Below are 26,012 nucleotides of genomic sequence, written 5' to 3'. Positions count from 1 at the left end.
TGTCAGGCTAGCCTCTATGCTTTTATATGTTATTAAAATTAATCCTTTGTTTTCATTGTTCTATGCTCAATTTATTACTCAATAAAAGTTGATTGAGCATATTTATCTACTAGACTCTTAAGACAGCTTTCAGCTTCCTTGGTTCATAATCCGGTCTTTAGCAGGCAAGATGTGCGAAGCATCTCGAATAATCATTCTTGTTTTGGTGCTAAATAGTCACCATAACATTGGTTAAGTTGTAGCCATACTATTAAAGTTTGTTGCGATACGGCAATTGATGTAAATCAACAAAGTGAATGGAATTAACATTCTCGCGTTGTTAGCATGCTGTTAACATTATAGAATCCACTCCAATCACTAAAAGAATGATTGAAAGGCGTACTGGATCTACGTTATTGGGCAATACTTCAAGGAAGGCAGATAGCTGGAAGTAAGTGTTTTTTTGAAAACTTTAAGTTATCATCAAAAATACATTACCTGTATGTTATGTTTTTGCCTAGAATTTATTCTATTAGCACAGTTTCGTCACAAATTTAGGTACCGCCAAATGCAAACCCCGCAGATTCTTATCGTTGAAGATGAGCAAGTAACTCGTAACACTCTAAAGAGTATTTTTGAAGCAGAGGGATATGCTGTTTTTGAGGCTAGCGACGGTGAAGAGATGCACCAAGTGCTATCTGACAACCAAGTTAACCTTGTAATTATGGACATCAACCTTCCAGGTAAGAATGGCCTACTACTTGCGCGTGAACTACGTGAGCAAGCAAACGTAGCGCTTATGTTCTTAACTGGTCGTGATAATGAAGTTGATAAGATCCTTGGCCTAGAGATCGGCGCTGATGACTACATCACTAAGCCTTTCAACCCTCGTGAACTGACTATCCGTGCACGCAACCTTCTGAACCGTTCAATGAGCACAAGCTCTGTTCAAGAAGAGAAGCGTAGCGTTGAGAAGTATGAGTTCAACGGTTGGGTACTAGATATCAACAGTCGTTCTCTGGTTAGCCCAGATGGCGAAGGCTACAAGCTACCTCGTTCAGAGTTCCGTGCTCTACTTCACTTCTGTGAGAACCCAGGTAAGATCCAAACACGTGCTGACCTTCTTAAGAAGATGACTGGCCGTGAGCTTAAGCCACACGATCGTACTGTAGACGTAACAATCCGTCGTATTCGTAAGCACTTTGAATCTGTTTCTGGTACGCCAGAAATCATCGCAACGATTCACGGTGAAGGCTACCGCTTTTGTGGTGACCTAGAAGACTAATTCGATTCGCGCCTCTTACCATTTAGCACTACTCACCAGTAAGTGTTTTGAACACTAGAAGCGTCATCAATAGTTATTAAAATGGGAGAATGCCAACGCATTCTCCCTTTTTTATTGTTCTTAATTGGATAAGATTTTAGTAAACCGTATCCACCTTAACGTCTTTCTCTACTAACCACTTCACGGTTTCGCCATCTTTAAGTTCCACCGCTACATCAACAGGCTTGTCACTGTCGATTTCTAGCTGCCATACAAACGCGACTTCCCATTGAGTTTCACTGTGTGTTCTTAAATCAAGATCGTCAGCCGTTACCAACAAGGTGTCTGCACCCTGTTTAACCGTAACACTTTCAACCGCAAGCGTTGCTGGCAGTTGTGAGTCTGACTCTAGGTAGATAGCACCATGTAGGGTCTTATCTTGAGTCTCGCCAATCGTTGGCATCTTGTTGTGCCAAAGGTTGCTTTTCATGGTAACTGTTGCTGCAGATACTTCGACTTGATTATCTTGCTGCCATTCTACTTGTGGCGCAGAACAACCCGCTAATGCCACTACACATGCGGCGAATGCTAATTTTTTCATTATTCTTCTACCTTTGATTTAACCAACTCTTTAAAACTTCAATGTCATTCTGGTATTCATTATTTATCTCATCAACCCAATCTGAAATGTTCTCCCACCACGCAGGCAAATCTGGAGATTGAGCTTTCTGGGCAACTTGTTGGATGCGTTTCAGACCAATAGAACCTGCAGCACCTTTAATCTTATGTGCCTCAGAAACGATACTGGCTTTATCTTTCGCGACCATGTTGGAGTTCAATATTTCCATATACTCCGGCATCATATCTTCGAACATCGCGATGCTATCCAAAACCGGTTTCGGTCCAACAATATCAACATAAGACTCTAGCATATCAATATCAAGCAAAGTGGTATCAATTTCTGAAAGAACAGGCTTACTCGCGTCGACTTTATCAATGCTCTCAACCTTATCGGTGCCCGCTACCTTCTCAATTACCTCTGGTGCATCTTCGATAAGTTCACTGATGACATCTTGGATAGCTCGAACCGACAAAGGTTTACTGATCGCTTCGTCCATGCCTTTCTGGAAGTACTCTTGCTTGTTGTTTAATACGTTCGCAGTTAACGCCACCAAAGGCGGTAGCTGGCTGTATTTCTCGCGGTAGTATTGAGCAATATCGAAACCCGTCATATCTGGCAGTTGGATATCCAACAACACCAAATCATAGTCTTCAGGATTGAAAGCAGTTTGCGCCTCTTTACCCGTCATCACGACTGTCACTTCATGGCCAAGGCTTTCAAGTAGAGAGCGAGCCACTGTGATATTGAGTTCAATGTCTTCGACCATAAAGATCTTAAGATTCGACTGTTTTCTTGGCGTTTTGATCAGAGCCTGAGTATCGTGATTCACTGGAACTCGAATCGAAACCGTAAAGGTACTGCCAAAGCCCTCTTCACTGATGACTTCAATGTGGCCATCCATCATATTAATTAGCTGTTGAGAGACAGCGAGACCAATACCCGTGCCGACAGCGTGCAAGTTGTCCGTGCCCGATTTCACCTGATAGTACATCGCGAAGATCTTCTCGATTTCACTTTCAGGGATACCAATACCAGTATCTTCCACTTCCATCGTAATGTTGGCAAAGTCACCATCAATGTCGGCGCTGACTGTCATCACCACTCCACCATCTTTGGTGAACTTCATCGCGTTACTAACAAGGTTCCACAGTACCTGTCTAAGACGAGTACCATCCACCTCAACAGCAGCTGGAAGATCAGACAATCTTTCTAGATCGAACCTTAACCCTTTCTGCTCAGCCATCAACGCAGAGATACTTTCGATCTCGACAACGAAATCTTCAAAGTTAATAGGCGTAGGGAAGAGTTCAAGCTTACGGCGGTCGAACTTATCCATATCAATAATATCGTTGAAGATATTACCCAGTGTCACCGCGCTCACCTTGATGGTTTGCATCTGCTTGCGCTGTTCGGTGGTCAGTTGGCTATCAAGCAGCATGCGGCTCAAGCCAATGATGCCGTTGAGCGGCGTTCTTAACTCGTGGCTAATAGTTGAGATAAAGGTGGTCTTATCGCGGCTGGCTTTTTCTAACGACTCTTGATGCTCTTTACGTTCAGTAATATCGCGGCCAAAACCAACCAAGCCCAAGTGACGACCATCTTTGCTGTAGAAAGGCACTTTACGCAGTTCGAAGTAACTCTTGCGGCCATCTGGGTATTCAAGCCATTGGTCATAAGTCAGTGCTTGGTTGTCAGCAAATACTTTCTTATCGGTTTCAACAACTTGCTGAGCGACCTCTTTACTGTAAACATCCCAAGGAGTTAAACCAACTAGCTCTTTTTCTGTTTTACCAGTGAGCTCTTCAACCGCACGGTTACAACCAGAGAACACACCATCTTCATTACGGTAGTAAATAAGGTCAGGCGAGGCATCGATAAACGAGCGTAACAGTGCAGTACGTTCTGCGAGTTCAAGCTGAGTACGCTCGCGCTGGAACACCTCGTTTTCGAGATCTTGCATTGCTTCTGCGCGCGCTTCTTCCGCTTTTTCACGCTCTTCAATTTCTTGATTAAGCTTCTCGATATTGAGCTGCATTTGATTGTTGAGTTCTTGGTCTCGCTCACGCATGTCGCCAAGTTTAGAGACCAATTTCGCTAACCTTTGACGTGATTCTTCCAACTGGTCCACGACCACTGACAGAAAATAAACCGCCCAAGGCGTGATCACTAAACCGAAGAAAACTGAACGGACAATGTCGATGTCATCAACATTGCCTTTGAGTGCAAGGGTGATACCGACTTGCACAACAACAGCGAGGGCAACAAGCGCTAGGGCGAGTAAGATAGAAAAGCGGACAATCCCCAGTTTTACGAGTAGATCCACGTAATACTGGGCAAGATTTTTCATGGGTTTCATTTAGCGCTCCATGCGATAAGACTAGCAACATTCTACCCTGTTTGAAGATGGGAGGTAAGCTAGCTACATCACACGCAGCAAGTGTTCAGCGGTAATTTCGAAGGTTAATTAACCAATACAAATACTAACTAAGCAAAAATAGCCGGGGATAATCAAATTGCCAATTTTATAGCGTTAGCGAATTGAGTATGGATGCACCATTGAACGGTTGCGACCGTCTGATTTCGCTTGATACAACGCACTATCAGCCAAGGCAACAGCCGATTCCATTTCATCATCAGGTGTAGGAATGTAAGAGATAATACCAATACTCACCGTGATGAATTCAGAGACTGTCGACTTCTCATGCGCAAGTTCCAATTTTAGGACTTCATCATGAATACGCTGCGCCACCAGCTGAGCACCTTCGGTCGTTGTATTTGGCAGAATAAAGCCGAACTCTTCACCACCATAACGAGCCACACAATCAGATGAACGATTCAACACCTGCTTAAATGCCTGAGAAACCTGAATCAAAGCATCATCGCCTTGTTGGTGTCCGTAAAAGTCGTTGTAGCCTTTAAAGAAGTCGATATCACATAGCATGATCGTCAGTGGCAGCTTCTCACGCACATGATAATGCCACAGTGTAGAGAGCTGTTCATCGAAACGACGTCGGTTAGACACTTTAGTCAGGCTATCCATAAAGCTGAGGCGTTCAAGTTCAAGGTTGGCTTCTTCAAGCTTTTGTTCTGCTAGATAACGCTCTGTAATATCACGCGCCATGATCAACACACCATTAGTGCTCGATGCTGGATCTCTAAACGGTGATTTGACTACATCATACCAAGTAAATGTTCCATCACTTGAGACCACTTTGTCGATATAACGCAGTGATTTACTTTGATGAAGCACTTGATGATCGGTTTCTGATATTCGCCTATAGATGCTATGTGGCACCACATCTTGTAAACGTTTACCGATCAAGTCACTGACTTCAGAGATACCCAGCGCAGCCACAAATGGTTTATTACACGCTTGATAAACCATGTTTTCATTAAAGATACCAATCGAGTCTGGGCTGGCCTCCAGGAGGTTTTGCAAGATGGTGTCACGCTGCGCAAGTGCCACTTCGGTATCTTTTCGCTTCTCCATCTCGCCACGCAGTTTCTGCTGCATGTCGTGCCAATCGGTCACATCATGACTAATAGAGAGCGTGCCGATGGTTTCTCCATCTTGGGAAAGCAGCACACTTTGGTAGGTTTCAAGCAAGCAGCTTTTTCCATCTTGATCTGTAGTCCAAGAGCGTTCACTTACACGACCTTTTAATACTCCACCAGAAACACTCAGGGTGCCCTCTTCAGCACGACCATGCCAAAACTTTTTAAACGAGCGATTACTCGTCACTAACTGACCTTTCTGATCTTTCACGTAGATCAGCTCAGACAAAGAATCCAAAGCGGTACGAGCAACATTCAGTTCTCGAACTTCTTGGGACAGTTCTTCTTTAGTGTTTTTATAAGGTGAGGCGTGAATCATCCAAGCCTGCTTATTTCTAAAATGGATCTTACGACCGATCAAGTTGATCTTGAACGACTCAAATTCAGAAAGCGCCCACAGGGAGACCTGCTCGAAGGCTCGAGAGTTGATGTGGTTGGTTAAGTAGTGACGAAAGCTGTTCTCGCTTTCCACAGTGGGAAAGCGAAAATTAACACCGATTTGGCGGATACCAAGCAACTGCATGGCTTGGCGATTGGCATAGAGTATTTCGCCACTTCGAACATCAACAAAGTAGAGTGGCGACGGGGTAGCAAGTAGAAGCGTTTCGATATGCGACTGATAACGAGAATAGAGATGCCAGCAGATGAGAGCAATCAGCAATACAACAACGATATAAATACCGTAGCCATACGCCCTGTCCCACAACCAAGTCATTACCAGTTCCATTTACTCTCAATCTATACCATAAAATCTGTTAGGGAAATGTTACCACTATTTATTGGTTTTATCTGCTGTTACCTACAGTCACCCATTTCTATTAATTGGCCGCGTTTAAAACAGGCAACGTGTACTCGAATGCAGAGCCCGTTTTGATGCCTTGAGCACCGGTTTTATCCAACGAACGACCTATTTCAGTCATCGCTAACCAGCGGTTCTCACACCATAAAGGAGAAAGTAAGGTTGGGCGTCTCGCCGCTGAAGAAACACGGTGATAAACCACGTCCGCAGGCGTGCGTTGAATGATCTCACTCGCGATATCGATGTACTCTTCAAGGCTTGGGGCTTCTAGCTTTCCTGCCTTCCACGCCTTAGCCATGGTACTGCCCTCTACTATATGAAGGCCGTGCAGCTTAATACCATCGGTGCCAACGGCTAATACCTTGTCTAAGGTTTCAAGGTTATCCGCTTTGGTTTCTTTTGGTAGACCAACAATCAGGTGAGTACACACCTTGATACCTAAAGCGCGTGCGCGTTGGGTGATCGTTTCATACACCGCAAAATCGTGGCCGCGGTTAATTCGCTTGAGGGTTTTATCATTGGCGGTTTGCAGGCCAAGCTCGAGCCAAATCTCATAGCCTTGTTTAACGTAGCCCGCTAACAGATCCAACACCGCATCAGGCACACAGTCTGGTCGCGTACCAACACAAAGGCCGACGATCTCTGCACCGGGTGCTTTTAGCGCCTCTTCATACATATTCTTGAGCACTTGCACCTCAGCATAAGTGCTGGTGTACGCCTGAAAGTAAGCCAGGTACTTCTTGGCACGAGCAATCTCACCCGCACGATCTTTTAGCTGGTCAGCAATACTTTGAATTTGAGTTTGTTCATCGGCAAAGGAAGCCACGTTACAAAACGTGCAACCTCCACGGCCAATTGCCCCGTCTCGGTTTGGGCAGCTGAAACCACCATGAAGCGTCAGCTTGTGAACCTTCTCGCCATAACGGCGTTGAAGGTCTTGGCCGATAGTATTGACCAACTCGTGTAATTGCATATTTTCAAAGCACTCAAGTAAATAAGAATGAATATCAGTCTTTTTTGAAAAAAAATTACATCCCTGCAAAATTCGACCAATTAGTTTACTCAAGGCTTTTTGCGAGCAACCTAACAAATATCAATAAACATGCAAAAAATCGGCTCTATTTGCCTAATGTTGCACATTTGTTAGGCATTAAATTCAAAATAAAACGAAAAAAATGGTCTACATGGGTCAACTTTCATTGCAATTCGCCTAGACAAAATTGTAGGATACTTACACATATTGGCTATTTTTGAGTATTTACTTACAACGAAAACTTGCTAATAAGTCGGTGATATCTAACTCCCACCTATATAAACCACTAGTTTGTGGTTAAAAATAAACAGGTATCACTAAGGATTGTTTTTCTCGCAATACTTTTCCTGCGAGATACGGAAAGGATTCAAACCGCCAGCATAGGCAGGTTTAGACCCATAAATATAAAAGGACAAGGCTGACTTTATACAAATAAGTTGCGCCTAGATTTAACTGGAAGGATGTATCTATGGTAGATCAAGAGCAGAACTCACAGGGTCTGTATACTCCTGAATTGGAGCATGACGCTTGTGGTATCGGTTTTGTTGCGCATCTAAAGAATCGCAAATCTCATGATGTAGTAACTCAAGCACTCGATATGCTTGCACGTATGGAACACCGTGGCGGCCAAGGCTGCGATCCGTGTTCTGGTGATGGTGCAGGTATCCTGCTACAGAAGCCGCACGAATTCTTACTAGAAGAAGCCGTAAAGCTTGGAATTAAGCTGCCATCTTTTGAAAAATATGGTGTTGGTGTTGTACTTTTCCCTAAAGATGAACACAAACGTGCACAGTGTCGTGACATTCTAGAACGCAATGCACAACGCCTTGAGTTAGAAGTTATCGGTTACCGTGAACTTCCAACGGACAATTCAATGATTGGTGCTGACCCACTAAGCACTGAACCTCAATTTGAACACGTATTTATTTCTGGCGGCCCTGGTATCACACCAGAAGAGCTTGAGCGTAAACTGTATGTTCTACGTAACTACACGGTTCGTGTATGCCTAGAAAGCGTTTCAAATATCGGTGATGACTTCTACATCAACTCTATGTCTTACAAGACATTGGTGTACAAAGGTCAGCTAACAACTGAACAAGTTCCTCAGTACTTCCTAGATCTGCAAAACCCAACCATGGTGACAGCTCTAGCACTAGTACACTCTCGCTTCTCTACCAATACATTCCCACGTTGGCGTCTAGCTCAGCCTTTCCGTTACATCGCGCACAATGGCGAAATCAATACGGTTCGCGGCAACCTGAACTGGATGAAAGCACGTGAAGCAATCCTAGAATCGGATCTGTTTACACAAGCTGAAATCGACATGCTGCTTCCTATCTGTCAGGAAGGTAGTTCGGATTCATCAAACTTCGATATGGCACTGGAACTACTTGTTCTTTCAGGTCGTACTCTGCCACACGCGTTGATGATGATGATCCCGGAAGCATGGCAAGAAAACAAAAACATGGATCCAACTCGTCGTGCGTTCTACCAGTACCACGCGAACGTAATGGAACCATGGGATGGCCCAGCATCAGTATGTTTCACCGATGGTGTTCAAGTAGGTGCAACACTTGACCGTAACGGTCTGCGTCCTTCTCGCTACACAGTAACTAAAGACGACTTCCTAGTAATGGCGTCTGAGTCTGGTGTTGTTGAGATTGCACCTGAAAACGTTGAGTACCGTGGTCGTCTACAACCAGGTCGTATCTTCGTTGCTGACCTTGAGCAAGGCCGCATCATTTCTGATGAAGAAGTGAAAGACAGCATTGCTAAAGCACAACCTTACGAAAAGTGGGTTGAAGAGAACCTTCTGAGCCTGAAAAAGCTACCGGATGCGAGCAACGAATTTAGCCAACCTTCTCCAGAGAAACTACTACACAAACAACAATCGTTTGGCGTGAGTTCTGAAGAAGTAAACGAAATCATTCTACCTCTTGCGAAAACAGGCTACGAGCCACTTTCTGCAATGGGTGCTGACTGGCCGCTAGCGATTCTTTCTCACCAATCGCAGCACCTTTCAAACTACTTCAAACAGTTGTTTGCACAAGTAACTAACCCGCCGATCGACCCGATTCGTGAGCGCATGGTTATGTCTCTGAACACTTACCTAGGTAAAGACCAGAACTTACTTGCTGAAACACCTGAGCACTGTCAAAAAGTAGAACTTGAGTCTCCAGTACTGTCTAACTCTGAGTTAGAAAAACTGCGTGCAATCGATAACGAGCACCTTCAGGCGAAGACGCTGGATATCGTATTCCAAGCAAATGGCGACCAAGGTAAGTTAGAGCGCGCACTTAAGCGTATCTGCCAATACGCAGAAGACGCAGTGATTGATGGCTACTCTATCATCCTACTGACAGACCGTGCGGTTAACTCTAACCATGCCGCTATTCCAGCAATGCTGGCGGTTGGCGCGGTTCACCACCACCTAATCCGTAAAGGTCTACGTGCTAAGTGTGACATCGTTGTTGAAACGGGCGACGCTCGTGAGACACACCACTTTGCAACGCTTATCGGTTATGGTGCAAACGCAGTTAACCCATACCTAGTCATTGAAACGATTGTTGAACTGCAACGTACTAAGAAGCTAGATCCAAACGTACACCCACGTGAGTTATTCGATAACTACCGTAAAGGTGTTAACGGCGGTCTACTTAAGATCTTCTCTAAGATGGGGATCTCTACGCTGCAGTCTTACCACGGTGCACAAATCTTTGAAGCACTTGGTGTTAGCAAATCAGTGGTTGAAAAATACTTCACAGGTACTGTTTCTCGTATCCAAGGTCTAACGATCGACGATATCGCGCGAGAAGTATTGGTTCGTCACCGTGTTGGTTACCCAGCTCGTGAAATTCCAGCTCAGATCCTTGATGTTGGTGGTGTTTACCAGTGGAAACAACGTGGTGAGAAACACTTATTCAACCCAGAAACGATTTCTCTACTTCAAGAATCGACGCGTAACAAAGATTACGGTCAGTTCAAGAAGTACGCAAAAGCAGTTGATGACCAAGGCGACAACGCAGCAACGCTACGTAGCCAACTGGACTTCATCAAGAACCCTGCAGGCTCTATTCCTCTAGCAGAAGTAGAACCAATCGAGAACATCCTTAAGCGTTTCGCAACCGGCGCAATGAGCTTTGGTTCAATCTCGCATGAGGCTCACTCAACATTGGCTGTTGCGATGAACCGCATTGGTGCGAAATCAAACTCAGGTGAAGGTGGTGAAGATCCAGCGCGTTTCGAACGTAAAGAAAACGGCGACTGGGAACGTTCAGCAATCAAACAGGTGGCTTCTGGTCGCTTTGGTGTAACGTCTTACTACCTATCTAACGCTGATGAGCTACAAATCAAGATGGCTCAAGGTGCGAAACCGGGCGAAGGTGGTCAACTACCTGGTGATAAGGTTGATGACTGGATCGGCGCGACGCGTCACTCGACTCCAGGCGTAGGTCTAATCTCACCACCGCCACACCACGATATCTACTCAATCGAAGATTTGGCTCAGCTAATCTACGATCTGAAGAACGCGAACCGTAACGGCCGTGTCAACGTGAAGCTAGTATCAGAAGCTGGCGTAGGTACGATTGCATCAGGTGTAGCAAAAGCGAAAGCTGACGTGGTACTTATCGCAGGTTTCGATGGTGGTACGGGTGCATCTCCGATGTCTTCTATCCGTCACACAGGTCTGCCTTGGGAACTAGGTCTAGCAGAAACGCACCAAACACTACTGAAAAACGGCCTACGTAACCGTATCGTTGTTCAGTCTGATGGTCAGATGAAAACACCACGTGACCTTGCAGTAGCAACGTTACTTGGCGCTGAAGAATGGGGCGTAGCAACAGCAGCTCTAGTGGTTGAAGGCTGTATCATGATGCGTAAGTGTCACAAGAATACATGTCCTGTTGGTATCGCTACACAGAACAAGACTCTGCGTGAACGTTTCGACGGCCGCGTAGAAGACGTAGTCACTTTCTTCCAATACATGGCTGAAGGTCTGCGTGAAGTAATGGCTGAACTTGGCTTCCGCTCTATCGATGAGATGGTTGGTCAATCGCACAAACTTAAAGTTCGTGATGACATCGGCCACTGGAAGTACAAGAACCTAGATCTAACACCTGTACTGCACATTGAGCAGGCACGTGAAGAAGATGGTATCTACAACCAGACGCAACAAAACCACAACCTAGAAGACGTTCTAGACCGCAAGTTGATTCAAGCTGCGATTCCAGCTCTTGAGAAAGGCGAAGCCGTGAATGCGAGCTTCCCTATCATCAACACGGACCGCTCTGCTGGTACCATGCTGTCGAACGAAATCTCGAAGGTTTACAAAGACCAAGGTTTACCACAACCAATGAACGTTAAGTTCCACGGTAGTGCTGGCCAATCTTTCGGTGCGTTCCTTGCGAAAGGCGTTAAGTTCGAAGTAGAAGGCGACGCGAACGATTACTGGGGTAAAGGTCTGTCTGGCGGTACTTTGGTACTGTACCCAGATGCGAAATCTTCTATCGTTGCTGAAGATAACATCGTGGTTGGTAACGTATGTTTCTACGGTGCGACCTCAGGTGAATCTTTCATTCGCGGTATGGCAGGCGAACGTTTCTGTGTTCGTAACTCAGGTGCGAAGGTTGTTGTTGAGGGCGTTGGTGACCACGGTTGTGAATACATGACTGGTGGTGTTGCCATTATCCTTGGTTCAACAGGTCGTAACTTTGCTGCGGGCATGAGTGGCGGTGTTGCTTATGTTTGGGACAAAGCGGGTGACTTCGAAACCAAGCTCAACCCTGAACTTGTAGACCTAGATCCAATTGAACAAGAAGATAAAGATCTTCTACTGGATATGCTAACTAAGCATGTTGAATTCACAGGAAGTGAAGTTGCTCAATCTTTCCTAGACAACTTTGAAGCAAGTGTTGCATCGCTAGTTAAAGTAATGCCACGCGACTACAAAGCTGTTCTTGAAAAGCGTAAAGCTGAAGCACAACAGGCACAAACGGAAGAAGTGGAGGCAGTATAATGGGTAAGCCTACTGGATTTTTAGAACACGGTCGTGAGCTTCCAAAGAAGCTCGACCCGTCAGTTCGAATTGAAGACAACAAAGAGTTCGTACTTAACGAAGAGTTTGGTGAAAAGATCAATACTCAAGCCTCTCGTTGTATGGACTGTGGCGTACCTTTCTGTCACAACGGCTGTCCGATTGGTAACATCATCCCAGAATTCAATGATGCGGTTTACCGTGACAGCTGGGAAGAGGCTTGGAACATCCTAAGCTCTACCAACAACTTCCCTGAGTTTACCGGTCGTGTTTGTCCTGCTCCTTGTGAAAGTGCCTGTGTTCTTGGTATCAACCAAGACCCAATCACTATCTGTAATATCGAGAAAACGATTGTTGAAACTGCGTACCGTGAAGGGTACGCAAAACCTAAAACACCACGCTCTCGCACAGGTAAAACTGTCGCAGTTATCGGTTCAGGTCCTGCTGGCTTAGCCGCAGCGGAGCAGCTAAACAGCGCTGGTCACTCGGTAACGGTATTTGAACGTGACGAGAAAGTCGGTGGTCTACTTCGCTTCGGTATCCCAGATTTCAAACTGGGTATGGACGTGATTGATCGTAAGATCAACCTAATGGCTGAAGCGGGCGTTGAGTTTAAAGTTAACCAACACATCGGTGTTGATGTTAACGCTCAGCAGCTACGCCAAGAGTTTGATGTGGTATTGCTAACGGGTGGTTCTACGGTTCCACGTGACTTGCCAATCCCTGGTCGTGAGTTGAAAGGCGTTCACTTTGCCATGGAATTCCTTGGTCAAAACAACCGCCGTGCTAACAACCTAGATCTTAAAACAGAAGAGATTCACGCTAAAGATAAGCACGTTGTGGTTATCGGTGGTGGTGATACTGGTTCTGACTGTGTGGGCACATCAAACCGTCATAAGGCAGCGAGCATTACTCAGGTTGAGATCATGCCGATCCCACCAGAGAAGCGCCCTGCAAACATGCCTTGGCCTCAATACCCAATGATCATGAAAACCACCACTTCTCACGAAGAAGGTTGTGAACGTCACTGGAACATCTTAACCAAAGAGTTCATCGGTAACGAGCAAGGTCAAGTGACGGGTCTACGTATTGCTGACATCGTTTGGCAAGATGCGAAACCAGGTGAGCGCCCAAGCTTTGATGAAGTGGCGAACTCTGAACGTGTTATCCCTTGTGACATGGCATTCCTAGCAATGGGCTTCTTACACCCGGAGCCAACCGGCGTGCTTGCTCAACTAGACATTAAACTGGACGAGCGCGGTAACGTCGCTTCTGAAGGTTTTGCAACGAACCAGAAAGGCGTTTTCGCTGCTGGTGATATGCGTACTGGTCAATCTCTAGTTGTACGTTGTATTAATGAAGGTCGTGAATGTGCAATTGCCATTGATGACTTCTTAATGGGTAACTCAAACTTAGAAGCGAAAGCTGATTCACTCATGCTTTCCGCATAATATTTCTCGGGCTAACGTCAATTACGTTAGCCTAGAGGAAAAGCAATACCCTTCCTAACTTTTATATTTGGCTAGCACTCGATGCTAGCCTTTTTTCTATCTGGCATTTGTCGTTTTCAAAATCATCCTGTTGTATATGTTAAATCTCGTTAACATTCACCTTATATATCTCATTGATATCCATCGACTATTTTAGATTATTAAGTGGCTAATCGCGTTTATGCATGATAATTAACCATGAACTTGACCTTAAACACAATTAGCTATAAGTTGTAAAGCTGATGAAAATAAAATCAATCGGTTTTGTTAACACAACCAATAACGTTTTAACTGGCTAAAGCAAACTATCAGTTTATAAAAAACAACAAGTATATGAATAGTTAGTCATTTACTGTCTGGATGACAGAGAAGCAAAAGGGAGAATTGCAATGGCTCTATATGATCCTAGTCTTGAAAAAGACAACTGTGGATTTGGTTTAATAGCGCAAATGGAAGGCCAACCTAGTCATAAGTTGGTAAGAACTGCTATTTCAGCCCTCGATCGCATGACACACCGTGGTGGTATCGCTGCGGATGGTAAAACCGGGGATGGCTGTGGCTTATTACTACAGAAGCCTGACTCTTATCTCAGAATTATTGCTGAAGAGAATAACTTCAAGCTCGGCAAGCAATACGCTGTCGGCATGATTTTCTTCAGCCAAGATCCAATCAAAGCGCAATCCGCGCAAGACATCGTCAATAAAGAGCTCGCTCAAGAGACCTTAACGGTTGCAGGTTGGCGCGTAGTACCGACCAACACCGACGTATTAGGTCCGATTGCCAAAGATTCAGTTCCCAATATTCAGCAAGTGTTTATCTCGGCCCCCGCGGGTTGGCGTGAACGCGATATTGAACGACGCCTTTATATCGCTCGTCGCAGAATTGAAAAACAGATCACCGAAGACAAAGATTTCTATATTTGTAGCCTTTCGACACAAGTCATGGTTTACAAAGGTCTGTGTATGCCGGCCGATCTTCCGCGATTTTACCTCGATCTTGCAGACTTACGCATGGAATCGGCGATATGTCTGTTCCACCAGCGTTTCTCAACCAATACTCAGCCACGTTGGCCACTGGCTCAACCATTCCGCTATTTAGCGCACAATGGTGAGATCAATACCATTGAAGGTAACCGACAATGGGCTAAGGCTCGTGCCTATAAATTCTCTTCACCACTGCTGCCCGATTTGCAAACCGCAGCGCCCTTTGTGAATGAGACAGGATCTGACTCTTCAAGCTTAGATAACATGCTCGACCTATTCCTAGCTGGTGGTATGGATGTGTTCCGAGCGATGCGCATGCTTGTGCCGCCCGCTTGGCAAAACCACCCAGATATGGACCCAGATCTACGTGCATTCTACGACTTCAACTCCAAGCACATGGAACCGTGGGATGGCCCTGCAGGTATCGTACTTTCTGATGGTCGTTACGCTGCGTGTAACCTCGATAGAAATGGCCTGCGTCCTGCGCGTTATGTCATCACCAAAGACAACCTGATCACCTTGGCATCTGAGGTCGGTATCTGGAACTACGCGCCAGATGAAGTGGCAGAGAAAGGGCGTGTCGGCCCAGGTGAATTGCTCGTCATAGATACGCGCCGCGGTAAATTGTGGCAATCTAACGAGATCGACAATGACCTTAAAGGTCGCCATCCTTATAAAGAGTGGATGGAAAAGAACGTTCACAAACTCACACCGTTTTCCGATCTGCCCGATGAGCAAGTCGGTAAGCGCAGCTTTGACGATGACACGCTCAAGACCTACCAAAAACAGTTTGCGATGAGCAACGAAGAGTCCGACCAAGTGCTGCGTGTGCTTGGTGATATGGGGCAAGAAGCAGTAGGCTCAATGGGCGACGACACGCCAATGGCTGTGCTCTCTTCAAAAGAACGCTTGGTCACTGATTACTTCCGTCAAAAGTTTGCACAAGTCACCAACCCACCGATTGATCCATTGCGTGAAAAACACGTGATGTCTTTGGCGACCAGTATTGGTAAAGAGATGAACGTGTTCTGTGAAACAGACGGTCACGCCTATCGTGTCACGTTTGATTCACCAGTACTGCTTTACTCAGACATGCAGCAGCTTCTGCAGTTGAGTCAAAAACATTATCGTCATGTCATTCTCAGCATGCACTACGACCCGAATAACCAAGATCTAGAACAAGCAATCAAAGCAGTATGTGATAGCGCCGAACAAGAAGTCAGCGAAGGTGCGGTTTTAGTTGTGCTGTCGGACAAAGGTTTAGAGAAAGGAAAACTACCGATCCCTGCAGCCATGTTGGTTGGTGCGGTGCAAACAAGGCTTGCTGATACCAACCTGCGTTGTGATGCCAACATCGTTGTTGAGACAGCAACTGCGCGCGACCCACACCAATTTGCTGTGCTGCTTGGCTTCGGTGCAACCGCGGTTTACCCATACCTCGCTTATGAAGCGTTAGGTAAAATGTTGGATGATGGCTCTTTAGATAAAGATTATCGTGCCGCAATGCAAAATTACCAAAACGGCATCAACAAAGGTCTGTACAAGATCATGTCGAAGATGGGAATTTCAACCATTGCCTCTTATCGCTGTTCACAGCTTTTCGAAGCCGTTGGCCTTCATTCCGATGTTGTTGAGCTCTGTTTCCGCGGAGTTACCACTCGAATCCAAGGCGCAAGCTTTAGCGATTTCCAACAAGATATCTATAACTTATCGCGTAAAGCCTGGACTAAGCGTAAGCCAATCGAGCACGGTGGTTTACTCAAATACGTACACGGCGGCGAATATCACGCCTATAACCCTGATGTGGTTGGCACTCTGCAAACTGCAGTAAAAACAGGTGAGACATCGGATTATCTCTCTTTTGCTAAGCAAGTAAATGCTCGTCCAGCTGCGATGTTACGCGACTTAATGAGCCTCAAAAAAGCCGATCAGCCTCTACCATTAGAGCAAGTCGAGCCTAACAGCGATCTGTTTAAACGCTTCGACTCTGCGGCAATGTCGATCGGTGCTTTGAGCCCAGAAGCGCATGAAGCATTAGCAATGGCGATGAACCGTTTGGGTGGTTACTCAAACTCTGGTGAAGGTGGTGAAGACCCTCGACGCTTTGGTACTGACCGTAACTCTCGTATCAAGCAGATAGCTTCCGGTCGTTTTGGTGTGACGCCACATTACTTAACCAATGCGGATGTTTTGCAGATCAAGGTCGCGCAAGGTGCGAAGCCTGGAGAAGGTGGTCAACTGCCCGGCCATAAAGTTACCGCAGAAATCGCTAAGCTGAGATATTCAGTTCAAGGGGTGACACTGATCTCCCCTCCTCCACATCACGATATTTATTCTATCGAGGATCTAGCGCAGCTGATTTTCGACCTTAAACAAGTGAACCCTAAAGCCTTGGTTTCAGTAAAGTTAGTATCGGAACCGGGTGTAGGCACGATTGCAACTGGTGTAGCGAAAGCCTATGCCGATCTGATCACCATTTCTGGCTACGATGGCGGTACCGCGGCAAGCCCTCTAACCTCGGTAAAATACGCAGGTTGCCCTTGGGAGCTTGGCTTAGCAGAAACTCAACAAGCACTGGTTGCTAATGGGCTTCGTCATAAGATCCGCCTGCAAGTCGATGGTGGTTTAAAAACTGGCCTTGATGTGATTAAAGGTGCGATTCTCGGTGCAGAAAGCTTTGGTTTTGGTACCGCGCCAATGGTCGCAATGGGTTGTAAGTTCTTACGAATTTGTCACCTAAACAACTGTGCGACGGGTGTTGCGACTCAAGATGAAACACTACGCCGCGAATACTTCAAAGGCCTGCCAGACATGGTGGTGAACTACTTTACAGGCCTAGCCGATGAAGTTCGCCAATACCTTGCAGAACTCGGCGTAGAAAAACTCACGGACCTGATTGGTCGTACTGACTTACTTGAAGCCGTTCAAGGCCTCACCGCGAAACAGAACAAGCTCGATCTCTCTTCAATACTCGAAGCTCCGGTATCTCCAGAAGGTCACCCACTGTTTTGGACCGAGCCAAACGCACCATTTGATAAAGCTCAGCTCAACCAGCAGATTCTGGATGATGCACTCGATGCAATTGAGAAACGTCAATCCACCAGCCTTTACTACAACGTGATCAACACAGACCGCTCGATTGGTGCTCGTATCTCTGGTGAAATTGCTAAGCGATACGGCAACCAAGGGATGGCAGGTTCACCAATCAAGTTATATCTCGACGGTACAGCAGGCCAATCTTTTGCGGTTTGGAACGCAGGCGGCGTTGAGCTTTACCTAACAGGCGATGCCAATGACTATGTTGGCAAAGGCATGGCTGGCGGCAAAGTGGTTATCAAGCCTCACCAAGGCACCGCATTTACTTGTAACGAAGCGACCATCATAGGCAACACCTGTCTGTATGGCGCAACTGGAGGCAAGCTGTTTGCAGCTGGTACGGCTGGCGAACGATTTGGCGTACGTAACTCAGGTACGGTTGCTGTGATTGAAGGCGCTGGTGACAACGCCTGTGAATACATGACCGGCGGTATTGTTGCCATTCTTGGCGCAACTGGCGTCAACTTCGGTGCGGGTATGACAGGTGGCTTCGCTTATGTCATGGATAAGAACGAAGACTTCCAAGGTCGAGTAAATAACGAGTCGGTCGAGGCACTTTCTCTGTCTGACTTATTTATCCACCAAGAACATCTGCGTGGCTTAATTGCAGAGCACTTAGAAGAGACTGGCTCAGTACACGCTGAAGCTATTCTGGCGAACTTTGATGAATGGATTCCAAAGTTCTACCTAGTGAAGCCAAAGACGGCGGATCTGAACACCTTGCTCGGCCACCAAAGCCGCAGCTCTGCTGAACTTCGTGTTCAAGCGCAATAATTGGAAGGAGCCAATAATGAGCCAGAATGTATACCAATTTATTGATGTGAATCGCGTAGACCCAGCGAAGAAACCAATCAAGATACGTAAGATTGAGTTTGTAGAGATCTACGAACCTTTCACTAAACAGCAAGCGAAAGCGCAAGCAGACCGTTGTTTAGACTGTGGTAACCCATACTGTGAATGGAAATGTCCTGTTCACAACTACATCCCTCAGTGGCTTAAGCTTGCCAATGAAGGGCGTATTATCGAAGCCGCTGAACTGTCTCACCAAACCAACAGCCTGCCTGAGGTTTGCGGTCGAGTTTGCCCTCAAGACCGCTTGTGTGAGGGCTCTTGTACCCTCAATGACGATTTCGGTGCCGTAACCATTGGCAATATTGAAAAGTACATTACCGACAAAGCCTTTGAGATGGGTTGGAAGCCTGACATGTCTCACGTTGAGTGGACTGATAAAAAGGTCGCGATCATCGGTGCGGGGCCAGCAGGTCTAGCGGCGGCTGACATCCTAGTTCGTAATGGCGTAAAAGCCGTTGTGTTTGACCGCTATCCGGAGATCGGTGGCCTACTGACGTTTGGTATTCCATCGTTCAAGCTTGAGAAAGGCATCATGGAAAATCGTCGCCGTATCTTTAGCGAGATGGGCGTCGAGTTCCAAATGAATACCGAAGTCGGCAAAGATGTACAACTTCAGCAACTGGTCGATGACTACGACGCTGTTTTCCTTGGTGTCGGCACCTATAAAAACATGCGTGCGGGTTTAGACAACGAAGATGCACCGGGCGTTTATGATGCTCTGCCATTCTTGATTTCTAATACCTACAAGGTCATGGAACTGGAAAACCCAACCCCATTTATCGATATGCAAGGTAAGAAAGTCGTCGTGCTTGGTGGTGGTGATACGGCGATGGACTGCGTTCGAACCTCTATTCGTCAGAATGCGGCAGATGTGGTGTGTGCTTACCGCCGAGATGAAGCCAACATGCCAGGTTCTCGCCGTGAGGTAAAAAATGCACGTGAAGAGGGGGTGAAGTTCAAGTTCAACCTACAACCTATCGGCTTAGAGCTTAACAGCGCTGGTCATGTGGTTGGTGTGAAATTCGTGAAAACCGCTTTGGGTGAGCCTGATGAAGCAGGCCGTCGTCGTCCAGAACCTGTCGAAGGCAGTGAGCATGTTCTTGAGGCTGATGCCGTAATTATGGCATTTGGTTTCCAACCTCATACGATGGAATGGCTAGAACCTTTCGGTGTGGAGCTCGATCAGTGGGGTCGTATCAAGGCTCCCGGTAAACAAGAGTTTCAATACCAAACCACCAACAGCAAGATATTTGCAGGTGGCGATGCGGTTCGAGGATCTGACTTAGTGGTGACCGCTATCGATGAAGGCCGTAAAGCCGCAGAAGGGATCTTGGACTACCTAGAAGTGTGACTAATCTAAGGTTTCCTTTATTACTCAGGCCGTTACTATAAAAAAGGGATCCAATGATGGATCCTTTTTTGAATTAGATACGTTTATCACAAGCATATCGAAAAATACGTAAAACAATCGCAAACAAGCCAATACCTATAACTACAATTAAAACAACGCCATAGGAAACATTATGAAAAAAGCAGCTCTCCTCTCGTTATCACTTTTAACGTTAACCGCTTGCAGCCAAGGAATCACGGACATGAAAGACAGAACTTCATCACCTTGTGGAGACAAACCAAACTGCGTATCAACTCAAGATGATCGTGAGCAACATGCATTGGCCGCGTTTGAGTTGTCAGATTCAGCGAGCTTAGATGCGATTGAGCAGGTTGCGCTAACCTTACCGGGATCAAAAACCGCGAGTAAAACAGAAGATTATCTGCGTGTTGAATGTACTTCGCGCATCATGCGTTTTGTCGATGACTTAGAACTTAAAATCACGGATGGCAAACTGATCGTGCGTTCAGAGTCTCGTACTGGCCATTCTGATTTTGGCGTAAACCGAAAACGAGCTGAACAACTTCGTGCTAGCTTGAAAAGCGAAGGCCTAATCAAATAGATAAAAGAATACGCAGATAAATCGCTACTATTCGGATGAGAAGTGCCTCTGGGCAGTCGCTCGACACTTCTTATCCATGCTACAATTTCGCTCTACTGTTTAAATATTATTTATTAAGAGACTACACATGAAAATCGGCATCATTGGCGCAATGGAGCAAGAAGTTGCGATCCTAAAAGCAGCAATTTCAGACATTACTGAAGTTAATAAAGGCGGTTGTACCTTTTTCTCTGGTCAGCTAAATGGTGTTGACGTTGTTTTGCTTCAATCTGGCATTGGTAAAGTAGCAGCGGCTGTTGGTACTTCAATCCTACTAAGCGAATACCAACCAGATGCCGTTCTGAACACGGGCTCTGCTGGCGGTTTTGATTCAACACTGAACCTTGGCGATGTGGTTATCTCAACTGAAGTTCGACACCACGATGCAGACGTAACAGCTTTCGGTTACGAAATCGGCCAAATGGCAGGTCAACCTGCAGCGTTCAAAGCTGACGACAAACTGATGGCTGTTGCTGAACAAGCACTAGCACAAATGGAAGACAAGCATGCCGTTCGCGGTCTTATCTGTACTGGCGACGCATTTGTTTGCACAGCAGAACGCCAAGAGTTCATCCGCAAGCACTTCCCATCTGTTGTTGCTGTAGAGATGGAAGCATCGGCTATCGCTCAAGCTTGTCACCAATTCCAAGTACCATTCGTGGTTGTTCGTGCAATCTCTGATGTTGCAGACAAAGAATCACCAATGAGCTTCGAAGAGTTCCTGCCACTAGCAGCGCAAAGCTCTTCTGAAATGGTTATCAAGATGGTTGCCCTACTAAAGTAAGCGACTAGACATGCAAACACTGTTTGATCAGGTATTTGCAAATGGCGTGCTCCTTGTGATGTGGGGAGCACTGCTTTTTCATTTAATTTTACCTATCCCCCATGCCGCACACCCCACGACCTTATGGCATAAGTTTGCTGAGCTTTTAGCAAGCAAGGTTAATAACAACCACAACTATTCCCAAAGTTTAATCTCAGGCACATTAGCCTGGGGGTTAATGGTACTGCCAACTCTGGTTATTCTATTGGCACTGCAACCATTGGTTTGGCAATCTCAACTGTTTGAATTGGCACTGTTATTACTCGCGATTGATTGGCGCAATAATGAAAAGCTGGCTAACCAACTGATCAAAGTACTTGGCCGAGAAGATAAAGCGGCCGCTCGTCAGTTACTGGCTCCGATTGTCAACCGTCAAACCGAATCACTTTCGTCACTTGGCCTCGGCAAAGCCGCCACAGAAACCATAATCATGGGTTACGCTCGTAACGTAGTTTGTGTGTTGTTCTGGTACGCCATTGGTGGTGGAATCGCTGCGTTAATGTATCGCCTTGTGGTCGAGTTAGCTCGAGCTTGGTCGCCAAGTCGCAAGCAGTTTTCTCCTTTCGGCTCAACGGCAATCAAGATCGTCGCTATCCTAGAACTTATACCAATGCGCTTATTTGCCTTGATGATCGTCTTTGGTGATAAAGCAACGCACACATTTAAGATGATGCTAGTCCAAAGTCGCTCTTGGCCACTACCCGGCCCAGCCTGGTTGATCACGGCTGTTGGCAACAAGCTGGAGTTATCATTAGGTGGCCCTGCGATTTACGACAACACTAAAGCCATTCGCGCAAAATTAGGCGGAAGAATCGCACCGTCAGCTCTGCATCTATCTCAGGTTCAGAAACTACTCTTTGGTCGCATCGCTATCTGGATATTTTTACAAAGCCTAGCCTTACTATTTATTCACCAAGGGATTTAGAGTGAAACCTTCAGCACTTGTTACAAGCCTTACTATTTTGTCTTCCAGCTTATGGCTGCCTTTATCATTTGCAGAAGAAGCACCACGGACTCAAGAACAAGTACAGCTGGCTCAACGCGTAGTCAGCCTTGCTCCTCATGCCACTGAACTCGCGTACAGCGCTGGTTTAGGCAACAACCTTGTTGCCGTAAGTGAACGAAGTGATTACCCACCACAAGCCGATAAGCTTGAAAAAGTGGCAAACTATCAAGGTATCAAGGTTGAGAAGATCATCGCACTTCAGCCTGATTTGATTCTTGCGTGGCCAGCGGGAAACCCGCCCAGAGAGCTCGCGAAACTAGAGCAATTTGGTTTTAATATTTACTACTCCAAAACCAAAAGCCTAGACAGTATCGCAACCAATATTGAACAACTGAGCGAATACGCTAGCGATCCAAGCATTGGCGAAAATAACGCTCAGCAATACAGAGAGCAGCTCAACGCGTTGAGACTAGAATACAAAGATGCCGAGCCAGTAAACTACTTCTACCAGCTCAGTGAAAAGCCGATCATCACTGTTGCTCAAGGACACTGGCCAAGTGAGGTGTTTGAGTTTTGTGGTGGCCACAATATTTTTGAAGACAGCGCCTCTCCCTATCCGCAAGTTGGTATTGAACAAGTTGTATTAAGAAAACCGCAAGTAATCTTCACTTCTCAGCACGCGATTGAGAATGGAACCATGTGGCAAACATGGGAAGATGAGATCCCAGCTGTCGCTCAAAATCAGATTTGGTCCCTCAATTCTGACTGGATTAATCGCCCGACAACGAGAACTTTGAAAGCGATCCAACAAGTGTGCGATTTCTTTGATAGAGCTAGGCAAAATCACTAACTATTTGCTGCGTTTTTTCGTACAATTCGCCACCGACCTGTCCCTACAATTTTAACTATAAGAGCACCAGTATCATGGACTCCATGCTGCTTTATATTATCGATTTATTTGGCACTGCCATCTTTGCCGTCTCAGGCGTATTTGTCGCTGGCCGTCTTAAGATGGATCCCTTTGGCGTCGCCGTTCTAGGTAGTGTTACCGCAATTGGTGGCGGTACAATTCGAGACATGGCTCTAGGCGCGACTCCCGTATTTTGGATCACCGATACCACCTACCTTTGGGTCATCATCATCACCTGTTTACTGACCATGATTATTGTCAGACGCCCGAAACGTCTGGCTTGGTGGATATTGCCGGTATGTGATGCGATTGGCCTAGCGGTGTTTGTTGGCATTGGTGTAGAAAAAGCACTTATCTATCAAGATTCAGCACTAGTGGCGATCATCATGGGTGTCATCACCGGCTGCGGTGGCGGTATTATCCGCGACGTACTTGCCCGTGAAGTGCCTATGATTCTAAGAAGTGAAGTCTACGCGACCGCTTGTATCATTGGTGGTACTTTCCATACCATGGCGATCAGCATGGGGCACGATTCAGAAACTGCATTTCTGGCCGGCGTGTTCTCAACACTATTGATAAGGCTTGGCGCTATTCGTTGGCATTTATCATTGCCGACCTTCGCCATCAAATAAGCTAACGTTACAAAGTGAAAGGCTCCGTAAAGGAGCCTTTCTTAATTTGAGCTCCCCAACACAATTATTATGCTCTCGCGCTACACGTGCGAGCATAGCTAAAAATACCTAACTTGGTTCAAAGCTTTAGTTTCAAGACTAGAGAATGAATGTTGTTTGAGGTAAGTTGAAACAATCATTCCCAAATTTCATGAATATAACCCAATGCTACTCGAAGGAATCGAAACTCTACTGGTATTGAGTAAAGCAAAGACCATGAGCCGCACAGGCAGTTTGCTTTATATCAGCCAATCAGCGGTCAGCAAACGGATTGCGAGTTTAGAAAAGAAGCTAGGTAAAAAGCTCATTGAACCGAGTGGCCGACAGATAAAACTCACGCCAGATGCGATAGCATTAATAGAGAGTATTGGCCCGACATTCAATGAACTTCGCGGGCTTATTTATGAACAGCAAGAGTTGGAAGATACCACTCTCATCACCCTAGACAGCTCTAAGTCTCTGATAGCCGGTTATTTAGGTGAAATGATGGGCCAATTTATCCAGCAAAATAAATACATCACCATTACTACCAACCACACGCCGAGAATCATAGAGCGAGTGCAATCTGGCAAGGCGACCTTGGGGTTGTGTGCTGGCTTACTGCCACCGCATCATGGGTTGATGACCTTCCATCTATTTGATGAGCCGTTTTACATAGTGAGTAAGTCACCGCTAACGGAGCTTCCTCCAATGGTCATCACTAACGACATGACCAACCCTGCCAATTCTTATCAACTTTCTGTATTAGAGAAGTTTGGTATCAAACCCTTGATGGAGATGGATGCCTACACCGCAGCGGCTCAACTTGCATTGGGCGGGACTGGGCCAGCGTTAATACCGCTCTCTATCGTAAAAACACTCAATATTGAGCCTCAATATCTGTATAGCTTCACCGAATTAGCAGGCTTGATTCGGCCGATTCATATCTGTGTCAGACCAAATAGTTACCAGTCTCCACGAGTTAAAACACTGATAGAATCCATTGTTGATGCTGTTCCCAAAGCAGTTTAGACGCCATTAGCATCGACATCACGATCACAAGGGGGCGAATCCATTTCTGCCCTTTTGTCACCACCACTTTAGCGCCAAGCTGAGCGCCCATAAATCCACCGACCGCCATCACTAATCCCAACTCCCAAATAGGCAAACCAGCCAAAATAAAGAAAATTAAGGCAGCGATATTCGAGGTAAAGTTAAGTACTTTAGTACGCGCCGTAGCATCGACTAACGAGAAGTGACCAATAGCAACAAAGCAGACGGTGAAGATAGAACCTGTTCCTGGGCCAAAAAAGCCATCATAGAAACCCACGCCGCCACCAATACACAGAGCAAACATCGCCTCAGAGATCTTCTGTTTTCCTTCAGACGCTCTAGTTTGGGGTGCCAACAGGAAATAGAGAGAGATAGCGATAAGCAGCAGTGGGATAACACTGGTCAGTAGGCTCGCATCAATGTGCTGGACTAACTCAGCGCCAATTGCAGAGCCAATAAAGGTACAAAAGATAGCAAGGCGCATCTCTTTGATGCTGACGATACCGTTGCGCACGAAATACCAACTCGCAGAGAAGCTGCCAAATGAGCTTTGGAGTTTGTTAGTTGCCAATGCCTGCGTCGGTGGAACTCCAGCCGCTAGCAATGCAGGTAGAGTCAGTAACCCACCGCCGCCAGCCATTGCATCAATAAAGCCTGCTGCCGTTGCAACAACAAACAAGATAGCCAATATTTCTAGAGTGATTTCCATATACCCAACGCCTTAAAGTCCTGTGTAGCGACAAGTTACCACTCACGGCAGACGAGCAATAACGAAACACAAGATTCTAACCTATTCCAAATATTCATCATTAAGTTACCGCGGAATAACAGAATCGAGTAGGAGGAGGCCTCGCAGCCTCCGTCCTCTCACACCACCGTACAAGCGTGGGTCGCATACGGCGGTTCCGAATATACTTTCAGTGACTCGTAC

16 protein-coding genes and 1 pseudogene are annotated in these 26,012 nt (G+C 46.1%); 12 read left to right on the top strand and 5 right to left on the bottom strand.

Annotation, left to right across the window (positions count from 1 at the left end; genetic code table 11):
• Positions 1-16: 16 nt before the first annotated feature.
• Both F0229_RS21890 and arcA read left to right on the top strand, forming a co-directional pair.
• Positions 17-118: pseudogene (locus F0229_RS21890) on the top strand (ribonuclease activity regulator protein RraA); the annotation flags it as partial.
• 429 nt (positions 119-547) lie between these two features.
• Complete coding sequence (gene arcA, locus F0229_RS12535; protein ID WP_004741534.1) at positions 548-1,264, top strand: two-component system response regulator ArcA; 717 nt, start codon at positions 548-550, stop codon at positions 1,262-1,264.
• Positions 1,265-1,400: 136 nt separating this feature from the next.
• Here arcA and F0229_RS12530 read toward each other — a convergent pair whose 3' ends face one another.
• The 4 genes from F0229_RS12530 to F0229_RS12515 all read right to left on the bottom strand — a co-directional run bounded on the left by F0229_RS12530 (position 1,401) and on the right by F0229_RS12515 (position 7,192).
• On the bottom strand, positions 1,401-1,844 hold the full coding sequence (locus tag F0229_RS12530) for a hypothetical protein (RefSeq protein ID WP_017062884.1): 444 nt from the start codon (positions 1,842-1,844) through the stop codon (positions 1,401-1,403).
• Between the two features lie 7 nt (positions 1,845-1,851).
• On the bottom strand, positions 1,852-4,221 hold the full coding sequence (gene arcB / locus F0229_RS12525; protein WP_171732966.1) for an aerobic respiration two-component sensor histidine kinase ArcB: 2,370 nt from the start codon (positions 4,219-4,221) through the stop codon (positions 1,852-1,854).
• 174 nt (positions 4,222-4,395) lie between these two features.
• Positions 4,396-6,147, bottom strand: a complete 1,752-nt coding sequence (locus F0229_RS12520; RefSeq protein WP_171732965.1) for a diguanylate cyclase — start codon at positions 6,145-6,147, stop codon at positions 4,396-4,398.
• 91 nt (positions 6,148-6,238) lie between these two features.
• Entirely contained in the window at positions 6,239-7,192 is a 954-nt protein-coding gene (locus F0229_RS12515; RefSeq protein WP_171732964.1) for a TIGR01212 family radical SAM protein, read from the bottom strand.
• 529 nt (positions 7,193-7,721) lie between these two features.
• On the opposite strand from F0229_RS12515, the gene gltB (F0229_RS12510) reads away from it, so the two are divergent.
• The 10 genes from gltB (F0229_RS12510) to F0229_RS12465 all read left to right on the top strand — a co-directional run bounded on the left by gltB (F0229_RS12510) (position 7,722) and on the right by F0229_RS12465 (position 25,060).
• Positions 7,722-12,269, top strand: coding sequence for a glutamate synthase large subunit (gene gltB / locus F0229_RS12510; protein WP_017059305.1), 4,548 nt, complete (start codon positions 7,722-7,724; stop codon positions 12,267-12,269).
• The gene (locus tag F0229_RS12505; RefSeq protein ID WP_171732963.1) at positions 12,269-13,738 is read left to right on the top strand and encodes a glutamate synthase subunit beta; all 1,470 of its coding nucleotides are present in this window, start codon (positions 12,269-12,271) and stop codon (positions 13,736-13,738) included. The genes gltB (F0229_RS12510) and F0229_RS12505 overlap by 1 nt, the downstream gene beginning before the upstream one ends.
• 428 nt (positions 13,739-14,166) lie before the next feature.
• Positions 14,167-18,630 (top strand): glutamate synthase large subunit, encoded by a 4,464-nt coding sequence (gene gltB / locus F0229_RS12500; RefSeq protein WP_017072315.1) that lies wholly within the window; start codon positions 14,167-14,169, stop codon positions 18,628-18,630.
• A 16-nt stretch (positions 18,631-18,646) separates the two neighbouring features.
• Positions 18,647-20,059, top strand: a complete 1,413-nt coding sequence (locus F0229_RS12495; protein ID WP_171732962.1) for an FAD-dependent oxidoreductase — start codon at positions 18,647-18,649, stop codon at positions 20,057-20,059.
• A gap of 172 nt (positions 20,060-20,231) precedes the next feature.
• Positions 20,232-20,660, top strand: a complete 429-nt coding sequence (locus tag F0229_RS12490; RefSeq protein ID WP_017059301.1) for a DUF1499 domain-containing protein — start codon at positions 20,232-20,234, stop codon at positions 20,658-20,660.
• Between the two features lie 127 nt (positions 20,661-20,787).
• Positions 20,788-21,483: a 5'-methylthioadenosine/S-adenosylhomocysteine nucleosidase gene (mtnN, locus tag F0229_RS12485; protein WP_017059300.1), complete on the top strand. Its 696-nt coding sequence runs from the start codon at positions 20,788-20,790 to the stop codon at positions 21,481-21,483.
• Positions 21,484-21,493: 10 nt separating this feature from the next.
• Entirely contained in the window at positions 21,494-22,447 is a 954-nt protein-coding gene (locus F0229_RS12480; protein WP_102332777.1) for a cobalamin biosynthesis family protein, read from the top strand.
• 1 nt (position 22,448) lies between these two features.
• Positions 22,449-23,318, top strand: a complete 870-nt coding sequence (gene btuF / locus F0229_RS12475) for a vitamin B12 ABC transporter substrate-binding protein BtuF (RefSeq protein ID WP_017059298.1) — start codon at positions 22,449-22,451, stop codon at positions 23,316-23,318.
• A 74-nt stretch (positions 23,319-23,392) separates the two neighbouring features.
• Complete coding sequence (locus F0229_RS12470; protein ID WP_017062893.1) at positions 23,393-24,010, top strand: TRIC cation channel family protein; 618 nt, start codon at positions 23,393-23,395, stop codon at positions 24,008-24,010.
• A 204-nt stretch (positions 24,011-24,214) separates the two neighbouring features.
• A complete protein-coding gene (locus F0229_RS12465) occupies positions 24,215-25,060 on the top strand; it encodes a LysR family transcriptional regulator (protein ID WP_171732961.1) in 846 nt (281 codons plus the stop codon).
• Here the strand turns inward: F0229_RS12465 and F0229_RS12460 are convergent.
• On the bottom strand, positions 25,011-25,790 hold the full coding sequence (locus F0229_RS12460; RefSeq protein WP_012603222.1) for a TSUP family transporter: 780 nt from the start codon (positions 25,788-25,790) through the stop codon (positions 25,011-25,013). The two genes, F0229_RS12465 and F0229_RS12460, sit on opposite strands and share 50 nt — an antisense overlap.
• Positions 25,791-26,012: the final 222 nt, after the last annotated feature.

It is taken from the genome of Vibrio sp. AIC-3, assembly GCF_013114515.1.
Taxonomy (GTDB): Bacteria; Pseudomonadota; Gammaproteobacteria; order Enterobacterales; family Vibrionaceae; genus Vibrio; species Vibrio crassostreae_C.
Note: the sequence above shows the minus strand (reverse complement) of the source record. Positions and strands in the feature narration are given on the sequence as shown.